Genomic DNA, 21,153 nt, shown 5'->3' with positions numbered 1-21,153 from the left:
AGAGAGATATTTTATAGCCAAATTAAGATTACCACAATAAACTATTTGTAGTCTATTTGAAAAAATCAGATATATCTAAAATGTGGTAGTGATAGATTCATCACGCAACACGCCTAAATGGCGTGTTTTTTGATGTTTGGTGAGCAACGCAGAGAAACGCTTTTGAAGCGCTCACTGGTTTAAAATCGTTGGAAGGAGCTTTATGCTGTGTTCTTTTAATGAAAGGGGCATTCCTATGTTTGATAAAAAATTACGTAATGTTGTATTCTCGGTTGCCTTGCTGCTGGCTTGTGTTACTCCCCTTCAATCTGCTTTGGCGCTTGATCTCCAGATAAATCCGGATTTAAAGATTGAGGTGAACCCGAACATTATTATAAATCTTAATATCCCAAGTTCAAACGGCGTTGAGAGATGGGCGTTCAAAACTGAGGGAGGGATTAACTCGTCCTCGCCTGCAATCGCTGCAGACGGTACCGTATATGTAGGATCTACAGATGGGAAGCTCTACGCAGTTGATAAAAAGGGAAAGAAGATATGGGAGTTCACAACGAAAGATAAAGTGTACTCTTCACCGGCAATTGGTGCAGATGGCACCGTATATGTCGGCTCTGGCAGTAATCTTTATGCAGTCACTTCGGATGGAAAGCTAAATTGGGAGTTCGAAGCAGGAGGTGCTGTATACTCCGAACCGATAATTGGTGCAGATGGTATCATCTATTTCGTATGTGAGGATGGGAAGCTCTATGCACTCCTACCGAACGGTGAGAAAAAATGGGAGTTCGCAACAGGAGGCGGAATGAGTTGCAAGCCCGCCATCGACTCTAACGGTACCATCTACGTCGGTTCTCGCGATAAGAAGCTCTATGCGATTAAACCGAATGGGACGAAGAGATGGGAAATGACAACAAGCAATGAAGTAAAAACATCGCCAGCGATAGGCACAGACGGTACTATCTATATCGTTTCCGGTGCCGAGAAACTGTACGCGATCAAGCAGGATGGAACGATAAAATGGGAATATAAATTGGATAATAAACTTTATGGGGGCTCTGTGTATTCCTCGCCAACGGTTGGTGCAGATGGCACTATCTATGTGGGATCGGGTGGTTCAGGTATTTATGCAATCAAGCCAGACGGAACGAAGAAATGGAAATTCGATACGGAGGGCATTATGATAGCTACGCCTGCAGTAGGCGCAGACGGTACGATTTATATAGGATCGGCCGATACTAGGCTCTATGCGATTAAGCCGGACGGAACGAAGAAATGGGAGTTCAAAACCAATGGCCAATTAATTGCTGCAGCTGCGATCGCTTCTGACGGAGCGGTATATATAGGATCTGGCGACAGCAAATTATATGCGATTGGCATGGTATATGTAAACGGAGTAAGTCTGAATAAAACCGCGCTCAAATTGGACGCTGGGCAAAGCGAGACGCTGCAGGCGACAATTGCGCCGAGAAATGCAACATATCCAGAAATCATATGGGCGAGCAGCGACGATCGTATAGCGAAAGTGGATGTCTCTGGAAAAGTGACAGGCATTGGTCCGGGCAAGGCAACGATCACGGCTACGTCAGAGGACGGAGGATATTACAAACAATGCGTTGTGACAGTAGCTGCCGCAGTGATCAACAATCCTCCTTCACCTATTGATAATCCTCCCGCCTCTGGAAGTCAACCTCCTGCTCCACAATCGAATGTGGTAAACCTAACGGATATTACGGGTCACAAGCTGGGTGCGGAGATTACCAAAGCGGTATCGCTCGGCATCGTATTCGGTTATCCGGACGGTACATTTCGACCTGATGGAAACGTTACTCGTGCAGAATTTGCCAGCATGCTTGTTAGAGGTCTGAATCCGATGGGGGAAGGCGCTTCGCTTGCCTTCAAGGATAAGGATACAATCGGAGCCTGGGCAGTGAAGGCAGTGCAGCAGGCGGTGAAGCTTGGCATCATTTACGGGTATGAGGATGGTACGTTTCGTCCCAATGCGAACATTACCCATGCCGAAATGATCTCGATGGTCATTCGCGCTGCTGGCCTCCTGGTAGACAATACGAAGCAGACTGGTTTCTCTGACGATGCGGACATTCCACAATGGGCAAAGCCTGCCGTTTATAAAGCAGAGGAGACAGGTATCATTAGCGCTAAAGACTCTCCTGACAGCAAATTTGCGCCGCAAGCAATGTCTACCCGTGCAGAGGCCGCGTCGGCCATCGTCCGCATGCTGAAGGTTCGAAAATAGTAATCATTTATTATTTATAGAAGAAGGAGTGGGGATTTCAATATGCGAGCAATGAAAATCGTTTGTATGATCCTATTGGGTGGGATGCTCACGTTAAGTGCTACCGGGTGCGGCAGAAACAAGGCATCCGACAAAGCAACCAATCCGCCGGAGATACAAGCAACAGCAAATCCTACGGAGACTCCAAAGATCCAAGAAACAACCAGCCCTACGAAGGCAGTGGAGAGCAGCACACCACCTTCGAGTGATACAACCATAAGTATTGTGGATATGCCGGGCCAGATTGTCATCAAAGAAGGGGAGGCGCAGAGCGGAGACAAATCGCCAGACGCCGTTCCTGACGAAATTCCAATTTTGGACGGCGCCAATAATAAAGCGGCAATAAAAATTGGCGACGGAACGAGTCCGGATGACCCTTATTACCTGGTCAAATTCGAAATGGACGATTCAGTCGAGAAAACCATCGAACGCTATCGTCAAGTGCTGAAAGATAAAGGATTGGACATCGCTTCGGAGTCGGATGAGGACGGCATGATGCATTTTACAATCGACACGAAATCGTGGGAAGCGCAAATGATGATTTTCACCCTATTGGGGAAAACGGCGGTTTGGATCAATTACGTGAAAAGATAAACATTGGATACGGCGATATCGATTCCAAAAAGCTCCTTTGGCTTCGTCAAAGGGGCTTTTGTATTCCGTTTGTCGAAAGGGAAAGGGATTTCCGCATATGAATTGAATACAATGAGTATAGAAGAGATTGACGATTGGAGGTGTGTCGTTTGGTGGGCTGTAGTTTTCAGTTGTTAGGCAGTTTGAAGATTACTCTCGATGGCGAAGATCTATCGGAAATCCGTGGTAAAAAAACCGCACTGTTGTTAGCATACTTGATGCTCGCTTATGACACACCTCCAAGCAGAAGACAAATCGCTTTTCATTTCTGGCCAGACTCTACCGAGAAGCAAGCGTTGTCCAATTTGCGGAAGCTTCTTCACGATCTTCGGGAATCGGTTCCTAGAATCGACCGCTATTTGCAGATTACGTACTCATCCATTTGTCTGAACCGTGAACTGCCCTTCTATTCGGATGTACGTGAATTCGTACAGGCTGCGCAAGGAACAACGGTTTACGAGCTGCGCAGAGCGGAGGAGCTATACGTAGGAGAGCTACTGCCCGGATATGGTGAAGAGTGGCTAGCGGTAATGCGGGAACAGTTGACGCAGAAGTACTTGACCGTGCTCGATAAGCTTGGTTTTATTTTGGAACGTCAGCGGGAGTACGCGTCGGCTCTGTTTTTTGCGAAAAAGCTGATCGTTCAGGACCCGTTAAGGGAGGAAACGTACCGCACAGTGATGCGGCTGCATGCCTTGAATAAAGATATGGCGGGTGTCGTGCAATCTTATCGGAAGATATGCGACGTCCTGCAAGCCGAGCTTGGAATCGCACCCTCGGAGGAAACGCTGCATCTGTTTGAAATATTGATGAAGAGCGGGAGCGGGATGTTGACGGATGTGCCAAGCAAAGTCCCGCTAATCGGCAGAATCGATGAATGGGAAAGACTGCTTGGCGCTTGGAAGCAGATTGCGTCCGGCGGAAACACCCTACTTCTATTGAAGGGAGAAGCGGGAATTGGCAAATCCCGTTTAGCTTTGGAGTTTAAAGCCTGCCTGGAAAGCTCGGGGATTCAAACCGCTTTTGCTGGCTGTTATCCTTCGGTTAGGTCGCTATCCTATACGCCAGTAACCAACTGGCTTAGGAGCCTACCGCTGCCGAAGCTTGGTTCAGTCTGGTTGTCCGAATTGGCGCGTCTGCTGCCCGAACTGTTGGAGTGGTATCCGGATTTGCCGAAGCCGTCTCCAATTCTTGAGAAATGGCAGTTGCACCAATGGTATGAGGCGATTGAACGGATGCTGCTGGGAAGCAAGCCTCTGATGCTTCTTCTTGACGATATTCAGTGGAGTGACGAAGAGACGCTTCAGCTTCTTTCCTACCTGATCCGAAGCGATTCCAAAGTCGAATTGCTCGTGGTAGCGACGATGAGAACAGACGAGGATTCGGGCGATGCCATCAAGCATGTATTGGGCGAGCTTCGCTCCGAGCGTAAGCTGATTGAAATCGAGCTCTCTCCGCTTAATCGAGACGAAACGAATCGTCTGGCGGCCGCAACGGTCGGCGATGCACTTGCGAATCGCCATTCTTCGGATTTATATGCGAAAACTGGCGGTAACCCGCTGTTTATTGTGGAAACGTTACGGGAATGGCGCACGAGTGGGGACAGTGGAGAAATTCTTCTGGCGCAAGTAACCAAATCCGTTATCGAGAATCGGTTGAACAGGTTGTCAACGGGTAATCGCCAGTTTGTATCGATCATCGCCGCCATCGGAAGACCCGTCTCCGCAGAGCAACTGGCGAGGGTGATGGGCGTACAGGAGGAGGCGATTCTTGCGTGTGCGGAGTATCTGGTGCAGTTCAAGGTTTTGCAGGAGGCGGGTGAAGGGAATTATCGATTCACTCATGACATCGTCAAGGAGACTGCGTACAAGCTGAACAATGCGAGCAGGCAGCGAAGGTGTCACAGGCAAATCGCAGAAGGTCTGATCGTCTATCATCAGGGGCAGATCGAAGCGGTTGCTGGAGAAATCGCCTTTCATTACGAGCTTGCTGGGATGGAAAGGGAGGCCATTGCCTACTATGAAATGGCTGCTACGGTGGCGGAGAAGATCTATGCTAATGAGACAAGGATCAATTATTATCGGAAGCTGCTCAGCTTGCTGCTTCCCGAAAGGACTTTGCCCAATCTAATGAAGCTCGGCGAAGCTTTGATCGTGACGGGAGATTGGAACGATGCGGAGAACACTTACAAAGAGTGGCTTGAGCGTTACGGATACTTAGTCACAATTAATGAACGGTCCTATTGTGATGTTGCGCTCGGCAACTGCTTGCGTCTGATGGGCAAATACGAGGAAGCCGAATTCCATCTGGAACGGGCGTCCTACCATTTTAAGTTAACGGTGGACTATGACGGACTCAGTTTCGTATATGGGACACTCGGTGTTTTGTATTACTATATGGCGAACTATGACAAGTCGCTTCGTTATTTCATGGAAAGAATGGAGCTGCCGCATAACGGAAACCAAACGCAAGACGATGTTCGTTTTCTCGGCATGATCGGCTTCCTGTATTATGACCAATGTGAGTACGACCAAGCGATTCATTGGTTCCAGAGACAGATCGCTCTTGCGACGGAAACTCGGAATTTGGTATTTGTCGAAGAAGCAATGGGCGGACTGGCTTTGGTTTATTTGGAGACAGACGATATGGATCTCGCTTATTACAGCATCGTCGAGAAGCTGAAGACCAGTAAGTCAGTCGGGGCGCGAATGGGCTTCGCCATGGGGCTAGGCATGTTGGGCAAATATTATCATTTACTTGGCTCCCACCTATATGCGGAACAATGCATTGCCTTTTGCCTTGAAGAAGCGGTACGGATTCAGGATTGGCATATTGCCTCCGTCGTGCTCGGCATAGAGGGCAGTAATCTAATGGAGCAGAACCGGTATGAGGAAGCTGGTCAGTGGATCGAACGTTCTGAGAGGTTAACCAAGAAGCTTCGCATCCCTTTCTTTGAATGCGAGGCGCTCTATTTCACGAGCTTGCTAAGGGAGCGGCAGGGTCAATACGAAAGAGCTACGTATGCCGCCGAGGAGGCGCTGAAGCTCGCGATTCGGCTTAATCGGCGAGATTTACAGGTCAAACTGCAAGTACAGCAGCTGCATCAAAGGACTTGCTTGGGATCGATCAGTTCAAGCGATGCGAGAGAGGAGCTGCAGCATATGGCGGAACAATACACCGGTGAGCAGGATCAAGCTGCCATTCGCTTCGCGATGTGGCGGCTAGAGCAAGGCTCGACCGAGCTTCGGATTGCTGCGCTATCCTTGAACGAAGCGCTGTACCAAAAGTCGGGTAAACAGGAATATCTCGGACGTTTGCGCGAGCTTGGTGCCTTGGATCAAGTCATCAAAGCACGCCCGATACCGAAGCTCGCGACCGAAGTCGTGCAGCAGAAGCCAATTCTCCCGAAACTACTGGAGGATATCGATCGCTTTTTATTGCTCAATTGAATTGAAAAGAGGAGCAATTGCCCCTCTTCATTAATTACTTATCATCATCTTCTTTAGGCCATCCGCCCCATATACCCAAGAGATTTCCATTCGGGTCGATAAACCGGAAGCTGTAGCCGCCTCCTTGTTTATAAACAATTTCCTGAGCATTTGCGCCTTTCTGAATCATCTCTTTATGAAGCTCCTTAATGTTATCAACTTCCTAATAATACCATAAGGTTGTTGAGTCGATCCGAATATAATTTTATTGAAATAACAAAACGCTTGGACTCTTGAGCCCAAGCGTTTTTGTAATGATTAAGCTGATATATTATTGTGCTTTCACGAATTCAGTTGCCTTAATACCAGCTTGGTAACCGAAAATAACGATCTCCGCAACGGAGTTGCCGCCGATTCGGTTTTGACCGTGCAATCCACCTGTAACTTCGCCTGCTGCGAACAGTCCCGGAATCGGTTTGCCATCTTTATTTAGAACTTCTGTGTTCGTGTTGATTACCACGCCACCCATGGTGTAGTGAATTCCAGGGCCGATTTTGATTGCATAGTAAGGTGCACCTGACAAATCATTGTCCATTGCTGTTGTTCTGCCGAACTCGGCATCCTTTTTATCCTTCACTGCGCTGTTCCATGTATCTAGTGTAGTTTTAAGTTGATCTGCAGGAACGCCCATTTCTTTGGCTAAAGCTTCGATTGAATCTCCTTGGATGACAAAGCCCATTTTTTCATATTGCTGGATCGCTTTAGCACGGGATTTGACGCCAGAATCGAATACAAGATAAGCTGATTTCTCAGGAAGCTTGTTGATTGCTGCAGTGACATTGTCTCGTGTATTTAATTCGTTGGTAAAACGTTTGCCTTCACTGGATACGAGGATCGCACCTTCACCACGAACCGCTTCTCCAATGAGGTAGGATTTCTCTTGTTGAACCGTTGGGTGAACTTGGATTTGGTCCATATCCACTGTTGTACCACCGAGTTGTTCAATCATTTTAATGCCGTCACCAGTGCTGCCTTCTTGGTTTGTTGTAACTAAGCCTTTCAAGTCAGGTCTAACTTCGGAGATTAGGTCCATATTAGCGCCGAAACCACCGCTTGCTACAATGACTGCATCCGCTGTAATAACTTTCTCATCTTTCTGGTTAAAAGTAACTTTAACGCCGTTAACTTTACCGTCTTTTTCCGTAATTTCGGTTACGTTCGCATTAACAAAAAGTGGAATTCCTTGTTCTTGTACATTTCTCACCAAACCGCTGACAAGGTATTGTCCAACCGCTGAACCGTCTTCTGGACGGTGTGTGCGCTTTTCGTTCATACCGCCAGTAATCGTGATATTGTTCAACTGAATCCCTTTGGAATCAAGCCAATCAATTGCACTTGCAGAATGGTCAACGAAGTAACGCAGCATGTCTTTATCGTTTGTACCTTTACCGCCTTTTAAAGTCTCTTCATAAAATAAATCATTGCTGTCTTGAATGCCTTGCTCTTTTTGGAACTTCGTTTCAGAAGCATTCATTCCTGAAGATGATTTTAATGTATTCCCGCCGGCAACCGGCATTTTCTCGAAAATAACCGGGTTCATGCCTTTATCCTTAGCTTCAAGTGCAGCAGTCATACCGGCGCCGCCTCCACCGATAATGATGATGTCATAGTTATCTTTTAGCTCATCGTATGGTGTATAGCTAGTTTGAGACGCTCCCGAAACGGCTTCCGTTTCTTTAGGTGTTTCTTTATTGGCATTGTCCTCACTCTGGTTCTGGTCCCCGCTGCCGCATCCTACAAGTACAAGCAAAAAAGCGAGAACGAGAATTAGCGATGATGCTATTTTCTTTTTCATGATTAGCCCCTTTTCATTTCAAATTTTGTAGCTGAACCCTTAAGCACAATCCATTGTAATATAAGAGTGGCTATTTTGTTGTGAATAATTTCACAATGTATTGAAGAAATTAATGTTTTTTCTCCAGATCTGATTTCACGGTGACATTATTAATTGACCTAAATAGGGGGCGTTGCTACAATTTTTCAGTAATATCAAGTGAAATCATTCACAAGAAAAGGTAGAAGGAGATGTTTATCTATGAAAAGAATCGTAACCCTAAGCACACGCAAACTGATGGACACTGCAAAACACGGAGGATGCGGCGCATGCCAGACATCTTGCCAGTCCGCTTGCAAAACTTCCTGCGGCGTTGCAAACCAACGTTGTGAAAATGCGATCCAAAAATGATTCATCAATATCAGTTAAATGGATACAACATCGTGCTCGACACCTACAGTGGCTCGGTGCATGTTGTCGATGACCTGGCATATGAAATTATTGAGCTTTATGAGAATACGGCTGCCGAAGAAATCGTGACCATGTTGTTGGATAAGTATCAACATGATTCCGACATTTCCGAGAAGGATATTCGAGAAACCATTGCGGCTATCGAGGAGCTTAAAAATGATGGGCAGCTTTTTACTGAGGATGAATATGAGAATCTCTCCCTTGATTTAAGAAGTCGAAAGACGTATGTCAAGGCGCTCTGCCTCAATGTTGCGCATACCTGCAATCTGTCATGCGACTATTGTTTTGCCAGCCAGGGGAAATACAACGGAGATCGGGCAATCATGAGCTATGAGGTTGGACAAAGAGCGATTGATTTCCTACTGGAGAATTCGGGTCATCACCGAAATCTGGACATCGACTTTTTTGGCGGGGAACCGCTTATGGCTTGGAAGGTGGTTAAGCAGATTGTAGCTTATGCAAGAAGCAAGGAACAGGCACATAACAAAAAGTTCCGCTTCACTTTCACAACGAACGGCATGCTGCTGAACGATGAGGTCACCGAATTTTTAAATCAGGAAATGTACAATGTCGTCTTAAGCCTGGATGGAAGAAAAGAGATTCACGATCGACTTCGCAAGTCAGTTACGGGAAAAGGCAGTTATGATCATATCGTTCCGAAATTCCAGGAATTCGTCCGAAAGCGCGGAGATCAAGAATACTACGTACGAGGAACCTATACGCATAACAATGTCGATTTCACCAATGACATCTTACATATCGCGGACCTAGGCTTCGATAAAATCTCGATGGAGCCAGTCATCTGTGATCCACGAGAGCCTTATGCGCTTACTGAGGATGACCTCCCGGAAATTTACAACCAGTACGAAATTCTCGCCAAGGAAATGATTGAGCGAGGTAGACAAGGCAAGGGATTTACCTTTTATCATTACATGCTTGACCTTTCGGAAGGCCCATGCATCCAGAAGAGAATCACTGGCTGTGGTTCAGGAACGGAATATCTCGCTGTTACGCCATGGGGTGAGTTGTTCCCTTGCCATCAGTTCGTCGGGGACGAAGAGTACAGCATGGGGAACATCTGGGATGGAATCACACAACCTGAGCTGCAAGGCCGTTTTAAAGAGAGCAACTGCTACTCAAAGCCGGAATGCAAGGACTGCTGGGCGAAACTCTACTGTAGCGGTGGCTGCCCTGCCAATGCGCTGCACGCGACTGGTTCCCTGAATGGAACCTATGACTTTAGCTGTGATATCTTCCGCAAAAGGATCGAATGTTCCATGATGGTGAAGGTAGATGAATCCATAAGAGTGATGGAGGGGTAGTGAACCCCTCTTATTTTAGTATAGAGTCGGAATTGGAGGACATGACACTGCACGAATTAGTCTTGGATCAATTCCATATGATATCCAAAATGATCCAGTCCAACGTAAACCTGTAACTATTTCGTACTCAACCCGTGTAGGATAAAACCAGAAACTTTCTCCATTCCATAGCCAGACATATGTGTATTCAAATATACAGTCAATGATATAAGATACTTCAGGCATTGCTGGGATATAATTAGGGGGAGGAGGCAGTGTCTGTCTGGTTGATTTTTGAGATTCCGGCATTGGCATAAATGCCATTTGACTTCACTCCTTAAAAATGGGATCAGTTGTGTAATCGCCTTCTTTAATTCAATCTCATTCGTATTTCCTGTATATATTACGTGGGTATATAACTAAATGATTGTACACTTGCCTAAATTCAGGGTATAAGTTATATAACAAAACAGGTCTTTGTGGTCATATAATACCTCCACAACAGACCTGTTTTTTTTATTCTTCAAGGATAAGATGCTAACTTCATATGAAGTATTAGCTAGTGGCTCATTATTACCGATAATATTATTGGACAGATAAGACAAACACACGAAAGGAATTATTGAACTTGAAGACAACGATTAGAGCTGCTTTTTCACTCATTTTACCCTTTATCTTAATCGTGCTGGCCTATTTGCTTTTTACAAAAACGAATACCATGTCACAACCGCAGTTAGATATTATTGATCTTGCTCCTTACGGAATATTTCTTGTAGGGGCGGGAATCTCTTGGAAGTTTAATCGTAGTCGAGAGTTTTTTATTCTCATTATTCTTACGCTATGTTTAGCTGCTATTAAATATTTGCCAGAGATCCTAGGTGAATCAGTGCAAATTGCCGATATTTATTCGATAATTTGTTTAGTGATTCCTATTAACATTGCGATTTTTTCCTTTTTTAAAGAACGGGGAATCTTAAGTTTGTGGGGTATGCTTCGTATAGGGTTCATTCTCTCCCAAGTTTTACTCGCCTATTGGCTAATGGGCTCAGGAAGAGAGTTTCTGGTTCTGATAAATAAAGATCTATTACCTGTAAATCTTCAATCCATAACTTCATTATCTCAAATCGCAATAATAGCCTTTTTGGCAGCATTAATCATACTTATCGTTAGGCAATTTAAATATAAAACCTCACAGGATATTTCCTTTATAGGTGTACTAGTTGCCTTGTTTTTTGTGCTGCATAAAATGAGTGATCCCATACTTTATCCGATATTTATCGGGGTTTCAGGGATTATTCTCATCACTTCAATTATTCAAGATTCGTATTCTATGGCATTTTCTGATGAGCTTACAGGTCTGCCATCCAGACGGGCACTTAAGCAGGATATGATGAAATTAGGCATGAGCTATGTCATTGCGATGTTGGACATTGATCATTTCAAGAAATTTAATGATACTTATGGACATGATACGGGGGATGAGGTTTTAAAATTAGTCGCTTCCATCATAAAGGATGTCACAGGTGGTGGGAAATCCTTCCGTTATGGCGGGGAGGAGTTCACCATTCTGTTTCCCGGTAAAAGTATAAATGATGTACTTCCCCATCTGGAAGAACTAAGAGAAAAGATATCAAAAAGGGCTTTCACTTTGCGTGGAAACCGTAAATCAAAAAAGAAGTCAAAAAGCAGATCTCAAAGCTCAAATTCCTCAAAACAAATATACATAACCGTAAGCATCGGTGTCTCTCAAAAAAGTGAAAAGTACAAAACGCCAGATACCGTTATGAAATCAGCGGATACAGCCTTATATCGTGCCAAGAAAAAAGGTAGAAATTGTGTTAGTAAATAACTTGAATGAATTAGAATAACATGCTTGAGAAAGAGAGGGATGTAACCTCTCTTTTTTTTGTATTGAAATAACAAATAATTCTGATAATATTATAATATATATCAATTGATATGTATCGAACGATTTATAAAATAATTGCAAGGGGATTACGATGGCGCCTAAGAATAAATTTTCTAAACAGGACATTATTGACGCAGCCTTTAACGTCGCGAAAGTTGAAGGGATCGATACGATTACGATCAGGAAGGTAGCTGAGAAATTAGGGAGCTCGATCGCACCCATATACGTCAATTTTAATGATATTGAAGAGTTGAAGCAGGAGGTCGTGAATAAAACGCTTGAGGTTGCAAAGCAATTGCTCTTAGACCAGAATTCGGGGCAACCGTTTCGCGACATCGGGATCGCCAGCCTTCGTTTTGCAAAGGAATACAGTGTCCTGTTCAGAGATTTAATTATCAAGCATAACTCTTATATGAATTATGACAAGAATGACGTTAGTCTCGTGGTTGAAATGATGAAGAAGGACGATGAGTTGTCGGTTTTATCTGATGAGGAACTGATGAACATCTTATTTAAGATGCAAATTTTTCAAACGGGCCTTTCGGTGATGGCGGCGAATGGACTGCTTCCGGATCATCTGCAAGATGAGCAATTAATCGAAGTGTTGGATAGCGTTGCGTTAGATATTGTCACCGCAGCCTGCATGCGTCAGAAGGACGCCTAAATGAGGCGAATTCATTGAGTGACTATAATTTAAGAAGGATGTGCATAGCATGACGGACAGAATTGTTGTAATTACTGGGGCAAATTCTGGAATCGGCAAAGCGGCGGCGTACAAGTTTGCGACCCAAGGATACTGTGTTGTGATGGCTTGCCGCAATATGGAAATTAGCGAAGCGGTACAGCACCAAATAATAGCTTCTTCTAACAACACGAACGTAGATCTGATGAAACTGGATGTTTCTTCTTTTACATCTATTCGAGCTTTCTGTTCGGCGTTTACAAACAAGTACCCACATCTGGATATTTTGATCCACAATGCTGCCTACTTAAATCATGGTGAAAAAGAATATAAGCTCAGCCCCGAACATATTGAAATGTCTTTTGCAACGAACGCATTCGGCCCCATGCTAATGACTAGGCTGCTGGCAGACCATCTTGAACGTTCGCCTGATCCAAGAGTACTGAATGCTTGTACAACGAACATCAAAAATTTTTTCGATCCCAAAAGAAAAATCGACTTCGATAATTTGCGTGGGGAATTCCGAGGGATGCGCCGTCACAGCACATATAAAATGTATGGAGATTCCAAAATGGCGCTGTTGATGCTAACATTCAAAATGGCGGAACAACTCAAAAGTCGTGGGATTAAAGTGAACGCGCTTCAAATCAATCGTGTCAAATTGTCCAAAGAAACGATCCACAAGCTTAGTCCTTTTTGGAAAGTGCTAGCGTTGGCCCAAAACATAACAAATCCGTTGCCCTCTATCATGGCAGATAATTATTATCAGATTTGCACCTCGGATGAATTCAGCCAGGTAACGGGCCAGCTTATCAACCATAAACTTGAGATCGTCCAGCCATCTGTAAGTGAAAAAGGGTTCGCGCAATTAAAGAACATATTTGGCTCGGCCACATACCCACAGTATGCAACGGATAAGCACAATATTGAGAAGATATGGTCAATTGGCATAAACGCACACAAGGAGTAGACACAATCTATGGAGATTAGAAAACCGAACAATTCAGAACTTAAAAGCATTTTTAGCCTCTCACCACAAGCTTTATTTGAAGGGACTTTGGGTAGAACAACACCAACAGAGGAGAAAATTAAGAAACTAGTTGAGCCACTATTGAAGAAGGGCTGCTATTATTTAATTGCTACAGTAGAAGATAATTTGATGGGCTGGATTCTGATTGGGCCTAGTAAAGATCAATTCACGGAAGAGATAATTGGCTTTATATATGAACTTTACGTAACTCAAGAGTTTAGAGGCAAAGGCATCTCTAAACTCTTAATGAAAAGTGCCATTGAGCATCTGAAATCGGAGGGGTATCCAGAGATCCGTTTGGGTGTTTTTGCGGGAAATCATGCTATTTCACTTTATAAGCAAATGGGGTTCTCTGAAAGAAACATTACAATGAGTCTGATGCTATAGAAGTCGATTTCTGTATGCTTATTGATATACTGAGTCACGCTCTTTTATTTCTCGTACTCCGACAACCGATGTTTGAGCTTCTTGATAAATAGCTCGGTCGCCTTCGGCAAATGTCGTCCTTCTGAACGAACCCAACCTAAGTAAATGGAATAGGGATCAGGCAGTTCTAATTCGACTAGAACAATATCGCCATTATTTATGGCAGGTTCGTTGATGAAGGATAAGTTAAGCCCGATGGTGGAAGCCATGCCATCTCGGATTGCTTTCATGATCGCAGACGTGTTGTTGGTATAAAAAAGTACATTCGATAGATCGAAAGATTCTTGATGCTTATCCATGAACCATTTGAGATGCTCTTCATTATAAATGATCAGTGGTTCTCGTTTGAGCTCATCAAGTGTAATGGATTCGTATAGCGCTAGCGGAGATTGGCGGTTAACGGCTAATACCATTTTACCTTCCAGTAATTGGCCGAATTTAAGCCCCGCCTGTTTAGGATTGTCATACTCTGAAAGGGTGATAAGCCCGATGTCAATCTTCCCCTGTCGAACATCTTCAATGATCTGATCAATCCCCTTTTCCGTAATGTCTAACTGGATATAGGGGTAATTCTGTTTGAAATCGAGAATGGCGTCCATTGCAAGATGGAGAGGTCCAGGAAAAGCGGCCAATCGCAAATGTCCCACTTGCTTATTTGTGTATCCGGATGCTTCTTCCCGCAGCTCGTTTGATAACTCGATGATTTGATAGGCTTTGCGGATCAGCGGACGGCCTTCGGGCGTAGGCGTTGCACCCATTCTGGAACGGATGAATAAAGTAACGCCAAGCTCTTCCTCCAGATTGGATATGGATTGACTCACTGCTGACAAGGTCACATGCATGTTTTGTGCGGCTGCGGTCAAGGAGCCTGTTTTGGACACTTCTACAACAAAAGCCAACTGTTCTAACTGCATTCGATTGATCCTCCATCCTTTAGATATGCTTAAGTATAGATTAGAAGGTTTAAATATTCTTAATCATAGAACAGGCGTACAATAATCTCAAGAACGATAACGATTCTTTCTTAATAATTCATATATCTTGGGAGGTTTTATGGTTATGGAGACAAGTAGAGTAGCAGTAATTACTGGCGGTGCAAGTGGGATTGGTCGAGAAGCTTGCTTGAAATTTGCCAAAGAGGGCGACTGTGTTGTTGTTGCAGACTTTAACGAAGCAGCCGGACAGGAAACCGTGCAAATGATCAAGGATGCTGGTGGGGAAGCTATTTTTGTAAAGGTGGATGTATCCAAGCAGGAAGAGGTTGAAGGACTAGTGAATAAGGCCGTTGAGCAATATGGTCGTATTGATGTGATGTTCAACAATGCAGGCATCGGTGGTGCAGGACCTGTCTTGTCGCAAAATATGGACTTCTATCACCGCACAATTAATGTCAATCAGCACGGTGTTGCTTACGGAATTATCGCAGCAGGTAATAAGATGAAAGAGCTTGGCATTCAAGGTGTTATTATTAATACAGCATCCGTATTTGGTTTCTTAGCTTCACCAGGTACATTTGCATACCATGCAACGAAAGGCGCCGTTATTATGATGAGTAAATCTGGAGCACTAGAGCTTGCGCCATACGGCATTCGTGTTCTTGCTGTTGCACCAGGTGCTGTAGATACTCCGATTATTCAAGGCTTCAAAGATAACGGTCTGCTTGATAAAATGCGTGCGAGCGTTATGGGCGGAGAGTTAACTAAACCCGAGATGGTTGCTAACACCGTATATCTTCTTTCCCTGAAAGAAGCAGAAGCTATCAATGGTAGTGTCGTCATGGCTGATCAGGGTTATGCATCTTTTAAATAACAATAGCTAGAGGAAATCTTCGAGATTAAGATTAGCCCGAAAGGCAGACATTTCATAATGTGACTGTCATTCGGGTTTTTGTTTTTTCAACTGTAATCTACTAGGAATAGAAGGAAGCCAAATTGTACAGGATAACAACTATTATTGTTGTATCGTGTCAGATTATGCTGTAATGTGGTTGTATAGGCTAACCTATTATTGTTGACTAGCGAATACGGAGGGTGATCCGATGTTAAGTGAGAAGCTGCTTGCAAAATTAAACGATCAAATGAATTATGAATTCTACTCTTCACAGGTCTATCTAGCTATGGCGGCATATTGTTCGTCAGAAAGCTTTGATGGATTTGCGAATTTTTTCATCATGCAGTCGGAAGAAGAGAAGTTCCACGGAATGAAAATTTACCATTTTATCAATACACTTGGGAAACGCGCTATTGTTAGCGGTATGGAGAATCCCCAGAATGAATATAGCTCATTGTTAGATGCATTTGAGCATTCCTTCGAGCATGAGAAGACCGTAACGAAGCGTATATATGAATTGTCCGATATCGCGTGGGATGAGCGTGAGCATGCGACGATTAATTTTCTAAAATGGTTTATTGATGAGCAGGTGGAAGAAGAAGCGACCTTCGACAGTATTATTCAGAAGCTGCGCCGCATTGATAATGACAGTAATGCCTTCTATATGCTCGATTCCGAGCTGGCTAAGCGTACATTTACGCCACCAACAAGCGAAGCCTAAGTTTAAATGCACAATCAAGGGGCTGTTTTCCGTAGGGAAGGCAGCTTTTTTACTGTATTTTAGAAATAATTTTATAGAAATGATGTTGATAATGAAAGTTGAGTATGAACAGCAAATAATCGAATTTCATGTTGAATATGGACAGAGGCGTAAGCTTTCGATTCATATCGACTCTACGGGTCTAATTATTGACAAAGCCCCGAATCATACTAGTGAAGATGTTGTAATGAGTGCGGTAAAGCAGCAGGGACATAAGATCTTGAAGCAATTACAAGAGATAGCGAAAGCACGAGAAACTTCGCCAACAAAAGAATATCAAGATCAAGGCAAGTTTCTTCATCTAGGTAAATATTATTTTCTCCATGAGCTGATCGAGACCAAAGACTTGAATGAAGACGAGCTTAAATTGCGTCTAAAAAAGTTTTATTTTGCTAGCTGCAAGAGGGTTGTAGGAGAACGGATACAAATCTACCAGCAGCAGTTGAAAGTCAAACCCAAATCCATAGAAATCGTAGAATCACGCACTAAATGGGGAAGCTGTAGCTCGGATAAACATTTAACCTTTAATTATCGTTTAGCTATGGCACCGATTGAAGTGATTGATTATGTAATCATCCATGAACTATGCCATCTTACCCATATGAATCATGATCGCTCCTTCTGGAGACGTGTAGGCAGCGTTATGCCCGATTATAAAGATAAAGAAGAGTTCTTGGCTAGATATGGACAAGCGATGACATTGTAAAGGGCGGTTGAGAGTCTTCACCGCTACCTTACAACGCTAGTTCCTAAGTTCATACGAATAGCTTAATCAATGGAAAATCGTAAAATAAAAATTTAGTATATTCTAGCTATTTAGCAATTTCCACATGCAAAAATCCCTTGCGTATCAAGGGTTTATTAATATTTTTGTCTTCAAACCATGCCGAAAAAATGAGATTTATGAAAACGCTTTATTTACGAATTCAAAAATGTCTGATTACAATTTGAATCAACGAGGCAACAGCCTCGGATTACATCTGCATCAAATATTATAAAGGGAGGAATACAGATGTTAAAAAAGCTGTTTAAAGTAACGCTAAGTCTAACGCTAGTCGGTTCGATGTTAGCGGCTTGCTCAGGTAAAGGAGCAGGTAATGAAGCATCATCAGGAACAGCGACGCCAGCACCACCAGCTGCAACTACGACTCCAAGCGAATATGGTGATACAGGAGGACTGAAGCTTCCGCTAGTAGACAAGCCAACGACACTTACATGGATGCTAGTTGCGGATAATCCTGCTAATGACAAATTGGTCATTAATGAAATCGAGAAACGCACAGGCATTAAGCTAGAAATACAGAACTACTCTGATGGAACCTATCAAGATAAATTGAAGATGGTCATGGCTTCAGGTAAGCTCCCTGATATTTTCATCGGGCTGACACCGGCTGAATTGAAGAAAATTGGTCAACTGAACGCAGTGGTAGCAATTAACGATTACAGCGACATGCTGCCTAACTTTAAGAAATTGTACATTGATGAGAATCCGGATACGGTCAAATCCTTCGGTGATCAGAACGGTAAATTATACGCTTGGCCAATTTACAACATGAACCGTGACGTTAACCACGGCATGATGTATCGCAAGGATATTTTTGACAAGAACAACTTGAAAGAATGGACGAATACAGAAGAGTTCTATGAAGCGCTTAAGAAATTGAAGGAAATTTACCCGAACTCCTATCCGATGGCTTCCAAAACCAAAGAACATTTCTTTAGAGACCTAGCTTATGGATGGGGACTTGGGGGAGTAAGCTATCCAGCTTCTTATGATGAGAAAACGAAAAACTGGCGCTATGCACCAACAACGCCTGAGCATAAGGAAATGCTGGATTTCATGAAGAAGCTGTATAATGAAGGTTTGCTTGATCCGGAATTCATGACGGATACGCCAGATTCTTGGCAGTCCAAGATGACGACAGATAAGTCATTCGTTACATGGGACTGGATTGGCCGTATGGATTTGTTCTATAACCAAGTAAAATCACAAAATCCGGATTTCAATTTGCGTTATGCAAACCCAATTGGACCAACAGGAAATATCCGTACCTTGCCAAAAATCGATACAGACTTCGGTATTGCCGTTGCGAACAATGCCAATAAAGAAGCTTCACTGAAATTGCTGGATTACTTAACCAGTCCATCTGGTGCGCAGCTTATAACCCTTGGCGTTGAGGGTCAAACCTTTAATTTCGACGCAAACGGTAAGCCTGTATACCCTGAATTGAAAGATTTGCCGCAAGTAGATATTAAAGTCCTAGAAGATCGTTACGGTATGTGGCTTGAAGGCATGTACTTACATCCGGACAGACGCAGCGTGTACTACAACTACACTGAGAAAGAAAAAGAAGCTCAAGATAAAATGATTTCCGCCAAAAAATTCGAGCCGGAAGATCCAGTTGTGAACTTAACCGATGATGAAATTTCAACAATCGCTGAATTGCAAACCTCATTAGAGAAAGCAGCGAATGAGTTTAATGCGCAATATATAATGAACAAGAACTATGGAGATGCACAGTGGGCAGAATGGCAACAAAGCGCAGTTAAGCTTGGTTCCGATAAGCTGGTAACTGTATACAATGAAGCTCAAAAGCGGTTTGACGCAGCTAAATAATGTGATTAGATGGTAGATTGATGGGACTTGGAACGAGCGTTCTCCAAGTTCCATTCCATCATATAGGAGGGAGAGAGCCATGCAGCAATCGAACACCCAGACAGTTCCAACGACCACTAAGAAGCAAAAGCCGAATTCTCGATTATCTGGGACATTAGCACATATTAAACGCGATAGACAGCTGTTGATTCTGTTTATTCCCTGTATTCTTTTTTATATTATTTTCCGTTATGGTCCCTTATACGGATTGATTATTGCCTTTAAGGATTACAGCGTCTTCCAAGGCATTCTCGGCAGTAAGTGGGTCGGTCTCAAGCATTTTATTAACTTCTTTTCCAGTGATGATTTCTGGTTGCTCTTCAAGAACACGTTCTTGTTAGGGTTCTATGCATTAATTTTTACCTTTCCATTTCCAATTCTACTAGCTTTACTGCTGAACGAAGTTAGAGTCAAATGGTTCAAAAAGGTGATTCAAACGATTACGTATCTGCCTGCATTTCTATCAGTTGTCGTTATCAGCAGTATGCTGATCGATATTCTATCGCCGGGCAGCGGGCTCATTAACAAAATCATTGCGAGTCTGGGATTTGAAAAAATTTATTTTATTGGCATGCCGGAATGGTTCCGGACGATATATGTATCTTCTGATATTTGGGCACTTCTTGGTTATGAAGCGATTATTTATTTGGCAGCCATTTCTGGCATTAATCCGACCTTATATGAGGCAGCAAGAGTGGATGGGAGCAATAGATGGCGAAATATGTGGAATATTACGATTCCAAGTATTATGCCGACTATACTTACGATGTTCATTCTGAAAACAGGGTCCATGATCCGTATTGGTTATGAGAAGGTATTACTGCTTTATACGCCTTCCACTTACAAAGTTGCCGATGTATTCTCGACTTATGTATACCGCAAAGGGATGCTTCAGACCAATTACAGCTATGCGGCAGCAGTCGGAATGTTCGAAGCGCTAATTGCCATGACGATGTTATTAATTGCGAATAAGATTAGCAGGAGACTTGGGGGTAAAGGACTATGGTAGGAGAATCGAGATTTAATCTGGCCAGCGTTATCATTACCTTAGTACTCAGCCTCATTGCGATCGTTATGCTATATCCAATATTTTATATTCTGATCATCTCGATTAGTGATACGGCTTATGTTGTACAAGGAAAAATAACCTTTTGGCCGAAAGGGCTTAACTTAAACGCTTATATGGAAGTTCTTAAGGATCCCAAGATCCCGAGAGCTTATTTAAATACCATTTTCTATACAGGATTAGGTACTTCTATTAACTTGTTATTTACAGCGGTCGCTGCATATCCGTTATCGAAGCCTGATTTCATCTGGCGCAAGTATTGGATGTTCGGAATCGTCGCGACCATGTTCCTCAATCCGGGAATTATTCCGAACTACTTGATCGTTAACACGTTGGGGCTTACGGATACCGTATGGGCACTCGTTATTCCGAATGCGATCTGGACGATGGAGCTTATTATTTTGAAGAGCTTCTATGAAGGCATGTCATCGCAAATCCGTGAAGCAGCACTTATCGATGGCGCATCCGAATACCGAATTTTGTTCAATATCGTGATTCCTTTATCTAAGCCTGCACTTGCTTCCATTGGTCTATTTTACTTTATGGGACATTGGAATAGCTTCTTCCTTCCTATGATTTATTTGAATGACCAGCATATGTTTCCTTTGCAGGTCGTACTGAGGGATATGCTGATCTTCAATGATGGAAGCAGCTCATCACTTGTAGATGCTGCTGCAATCGCACCGCAAGCGAAGAAGAATGCAACCATTATTTTAGCGATGGTACCCGTGTTAATTATTTATCCTTTTGTTCAAAAATACTTTGCAAAAGGTGTAATGTTAGGCTCCGAGAAGGGTTAGGTGCTTGGATGTAGAAGTATTGGATAGGCATCCAGATCGA

18 protein-coding genes are annotated in these 21,153 nt (G+C 43.4%); 15 read left to right on the top strand and 3 right to left on the bottom strand.

All coding sequences use genetic code 11. The features are described from left to right. Positions 1 to 235 precede the first annotated feature (235 nt). The 3 genes from E0485_RS13775 to E0485_RS13765 all read left to right on the top strand — a co-directional run bounded on the left by E0485_RS13775 (position 236) and on the right by E0485_RS13765 (position 6,369). Positions 236 to 2,248, top strand: coding sequence for an outer membrane protein assembly factor BamB family protein (locus tag E0485_RS13775; protein WP_165921179.1), 2,013 nt, complete (start codon positions 236 to 238; stop codon positions 2,246 to 2,248). A gap of 42 nt (positions 2,249 to 2,290) precedes the next feature. Further along, positions 2,291 to 2,881: a hypothetical protein gene (locus E0485_RS13770; RefSeq protein ID WP_132418630.1), complete on the top strand. Its 591-nt coding sequence runs from the start codon at positions 2,291 to 2,293 to the stop codon at positions 2,879 to 2,881. Between the two features lie 152 nt (positions 2,882 to 3,033). Then, the gene (locus tag E0485_RS13765; protein WP_132418629.1) at positions 3,034 to 6,369 is read left to right on the top strand and encodes an AAA family ATPase; all 3,336 of its coding nucleotides are present in this window, start codon (positions 3,034 to 3,036) and stop codon (positions 6,367 to 6,369) included. 34 nt (positions 6,370 to 6,403) lie between these two features. On the opposite strand, the gene E0485_RS25695 is transcribed toward E0485_RS13765, so the two are convergent. Further along, a complete protein-coding gene (locus E0485_RS25695; protein ID WP_268957572.1) occupies positions 6,404 to 6,538 on the bottom strand; it encodes a hypothetical protein in 135 nt (44 codons plus the stop codon). Between the two features lie 141 nt (positions 6,539 to 6,679). Beyond that, positions 6,680 to 8,203 (bottom strand): flavocytochrome c, encoded by a 1,524-nt coding sequence (locus E0485_RS13760; protein WP_132418628.1) that lies wholly within the window; start codon positions 8,201 to 8,203, stop codon positions 6,680 to 6,682. A 240-nt stretch (positions 8,204 to 8,443) separates the two neighbouring features. Here E0485_RS13760 and scfA point away from each other — a divergent pair, with 240 nt between their 5' ends. The 6 genes from scfA to E0485_RS13725 all read left to right on the top strand — a co-directional run bounded on the left by scfA (position 8,444) and on the right by E0485_RS13725 (position 13,962). Then, the gene (scfA, locus tag E0485_RS13755) at positions 8,444 to 8,593 is read left to right on the top strand and encodes a six-cysteine ranthipeptide SCIFF (protein ID WP_132418627.1); all 150 of its coding nucleotides are present in this window, start codon (positions 8,444 to 8,446) and stop codon (positions 8,591 to 8,593) included. Continuing rightward, on the top strand, positions 8,590 to 9,975 hold the full coding sequence (gene scfB / locus E0485_RS13750) for a thioether cross-link-forming SCIFF peptide maturase (protein ID WP_132418626.1): 1,386 nt from the start codon (positions 8,590 to 8,592) through the stop codon (positions 9,973 to 9,975). Before scfA ends, scfB begins: the two co-directional genes overlap by 4 nt. A gap of 607 nt (positions 9,976 to 10,582) precedes the next feature. Then, positions 10,583 to 11,803 carry a GGDEF domain-containing protein gene (locus tag E0485_RS13740; protein WP_132418625.1) on the top strand — a complete coding sequence of 407 codons (1,221 nt, stop codon included), beginning with the start codon at positions 10,583 to 10,585 and terminating at the stop codon, positions 11,801 to 11,803. A 151-nt stretch (positions 11,804 to 11,954) separates the two neighbouring features. Beyond that, positions 11,955 to 12,527, top strand: coding sequence for a TetR/AcrR family transcriptional regulator (locus tag E0485_RS13735; RefSeq protein WP_132418624.1), 573 nt, complete (start codon positions 11,955 to 11,957; stop codon positions 12,525 to 12,527). 49 nt (positions 12,528 to 12,576) lie between these two features. Next, the gene (locus tag E0485_RS13730) at positions 12,577 to 13,515 is read left to right on the top strand and encodes an SDR family NAD(P)-dependent oxidoreductase (RefSeq protein ID WP_132418623.1); all 939 of its coding nucleotides are present in this window, start codon (positions 12,577 to 12,579) and stop codon (positions 13,513 to 13,515) included. 9 nt (positions 13,516 to 13,524) lie between these two features. Further along, complete coding sequence (locus tag E0485_RS13725) at positions 13,525 to 13,962, top strand: GNAT family N-acetyltransferase (RefSeq protein WP_132418622.1); 438 nt, start codon at positions 13,525 to 13,527, stop codon at positions 13,960 to 13,962. Positions 13,963 to 14,006: 44 nt separating this feature from the next. Here the strand turns inward: E0485_RS13725 and E0485_RS13720 are convergent, their stop codons facing one another. Further along, positions 14,007 to 14,915, bottom strand: a complete 909-nt coding sequence (locus tag E0485_RS13720) for a LysR family transcriptional regulator (RefSeq protein ID WP_132418621.1) — start codon at positions 14,913 to 14,915, stop codon at positions 14,007 to 14,009. Between the two features lie 145 nt (positions 14,916 to 15,060). Here E0485_RS13720 and E0485_RS13715 point away from each other — a divergent pair, with 145 nt between their 5' ends. From E0485_RS13715 to E0485_RS13690, 6 genes are all read left to right on the top strand, one after another. Next, on the top strand, positions 15,061 to 15,810 hold the full coding sequence (locus E0485_RS13715; RefSeq protein WP_132418620.1) for an SDR family NAD(P)-dependent oxidoreductase: 750 nt from the start codon (positions 15,061 to 15,063) through the stop codon (positions 15,808 to 15,810). Between the two features lie 229 nt (positions 15,811 to 16,039). After that, entirely contained in the window at positions 16,040 to 16,552 is a 513-nt protein-coding gene (locus E0485_RS13710) for a ferritin (protein WP_132418619.1), read from the top strand. A 91-nt stretch (positions 16,553 to 16,643) separates the two neighbouring features. After that, positions 16,644 to 17,297: a M48 family metallopeptidase gene (locus tag E0485_RS13705; protein ID WP_132418618.1), complete on the top strand. Its 654-nt coding sequence runs from the start codon at positions 16,644 to 16,646 to the stop codon at positions 17,295 to 17,297. A gap of 306 nt (positions 17,298 to 17,603) precedes the next feature. Beyond that, the gene (locus E0485_RS13700) at positions 17,604 to 19,208 is read left to right on the top strand and encodes an extracellular solute-binding protein (RefSeq protein WP_132418617.1); all 1,605 of its coding nucleotides are present in this window, start codon (positions 17,604 to 17,606) and stop codon (positions 19,206 to 19,208) included. A 79-nt stretch (positions 19,209 to 19,287) separates the two neighbouring features. Further along, positions 19,288 to 20,256 (top strand): ABC transporter permease, encoded by a 969-nt coding sequence (locus tag E0485_RS13695; protein WP_132418616.1) that lies wholly within the window; start codon positions 19,288 to 19,290, stop codon positions 20,254 to 20,256. Continuing rightward, positions 20,250 to 21,113 carry a carbohydrate ABC transporter permease gene (locus tag E0485_RS13690; protein ID WP_132418615.1) on the top strand — a complete coding sequence of 288 codons (864 nt, stop codon included), beginning with the start codon at positions 20,250 to 20,252 and terminating at the stop codon, positions 21,111 to 21,113. The genes E0485_RS13695 and E0485_RS13690 overlap by 7 nt, the downstream gene beginning before the upstream one ends. Positions 21,114 to 21,153: the final 40 nt, after the last annotated feature.

It is taken from the genome of Paenibacillus albiflavus (assembly GCF_004344915.1).
In the GTDB taxonomy this organism is placed as follows: Bacteria; Bacillota; Bacilli; order Paenibacillales; family NBRC-103111; genus Paenibacillus_AM; species Paenibacillus_AM albiflavus.
This window is presented reverse-complemented; position numbering and strand designations above follow the sequence as displayed.